1 protein-coding gene is annotated in these 1522 nt (G+C 61.5%); it reads right to left on the bottom strand.

Annotated features, from left to right (window positions below; genetic code table 11):
* Window positions 1-192 precede the first annotated feature (192 nt).
* Window positions 193-1522, bottom strand: a 1330-nt coding sequence (locus tag EN932_RS35820) for an OmpA family protein (protein WP_245483399.1), incomplete at its 5' end; no start/stop codon positions are given.

Genomic DNA, 1522 nt, shown 5'->3' with positions numbered 1-1522 from the left:
GCGATGTCCATGCTTGATTACCTCCGGACGCCCAAGCTCCGCGCGCACTACGCAGCCAGCGGGTAAATTCCGGGAACGTTCAAATCCCGCTTCAACCACCAGCGCCGGCCACCATTTTGATTAGAGCCGGCGCCTTGGCTGGTAACGGTCTCGCGATTCGGCGAGCTTTACCGAATCGCGAGATTGTCCTGGTTAGTTGGCGCTGGCGATGGGCGCCACAAGCGGCGTGATGCGGCGAATAGCGACGCGGCGGTTCTGTCTTTCGGGCCCTGTCGTGTTCACCTTAAGATAGCGCTCGCCGTAGCCTTGGGTCGTCAGGTTCTCTGGCGCGATGCCAAAGGCGTTGGTGAGGGCCTCGGCAACTGCCTCGGCTCGCTGGTCGGACAACGCCAGGTTCGCATTGTCGCTACCGACAGCATCGGTGTGGCCTTCGATCAAGAAGGTTTCCGCCGGGTTCTTCTTCAGCAGGCGCTCCATTGCGTCCGCAACCCCTTGCAGCTTTTTGACTTCGCTGTCCGAGATCGCGGCCGAACCGGACTCGAAATTCAACGTGTCGAGATCAACGCGCCGGGCGATATCGCGCACACGCGCCGAGCGCTTGACCTCGTCGACCGAGTAGAGGCGCTGGACTTTTTCCACCGGCGGTTGCTCGAGGAAGGTGTAGTAGTCGCCAGGATCCTCTACCAAATCCGACTCCAGGATGTATTGCTTGCGCGGGATGGTTAGCCGCATCGGCGGCAAGTCATCTCCAGGATCGCGCCAATCCTGCACGTCCTGATAATACCGCTCGTCGACATAGCTCAACACATACTCGCGACCGTCGGGCGTGATGCGGGAGCGCTGGATAACGTCTCCATTGCGGTTGCGGATGGTGACGATTTGGTTGCCGTTGTCGCGAACGATCGTCTCGCGTGTGCGGCTGCCCGGCAAATCCTCATAATACACGTCCTTGGCACCACGGTTCATGCGCGGTGCTTCGTTGCTCTCGACTATCGTCTGGTTGTTGAACTGGATGATGACCCGGCCGCCAATTTCCGTGAGGACATCGGCGCCTTTCGGACGTTCCGGCGCTTGGGTATCAGGCGCCTTTTCACGGCGAGTGCCCTTTTCATTCGTCACCGGAACGATCTTCTCCGGCTTGATCTCCTGCTGCGCTGACTTGTCGTCTGCAGGGGGTGGTCCGGCCTCTGCGGGGGCAGCGGTGGGCGCCGGGGCCTGACCCCCATCGCTCTGCTGAGCAGGCGGTTTGCCGTCCTTGCCCGGACGTTTTGCATCCTTTTCGCTGTCAAGCACGGGTGCGGCGTTCGGATCTGCTGGCGCCTCGCCCTGGACTGGCTTTTCGCTTTGGATGGGCGCCGCCGGCTCACCATTGGCTGGCTTTTCGGAGGCTGGAGGCTGCTGGTCGGTTGAAGGTTGCTCTCCAGTCACAGGCTGCTTTGATGCAGGCCCCTCGGCGCCAGGCTGCTCGGCGGCAGGTTTTTTTGTAGGTTCCGCCGGCTGTTCGCCCTGTACAGGCGCAGGC

This window comes from Mesorhizobium sp. M7A.F.Ca.US.002.01.1.1, from assembly GCF_004022955.1.
GTDB lineage: Bacteria > Pseudomonadota > Alphaproteobacteria > Rhizobiales > Rhizobiaceae > Mesorhizobium > Mesorhizobium ciceri.
The sequence above is the reverse complement of the archived record's forward strand: the minus strand, read 5'-3'. Positions and strand labels throughout refer to the sequence as shown.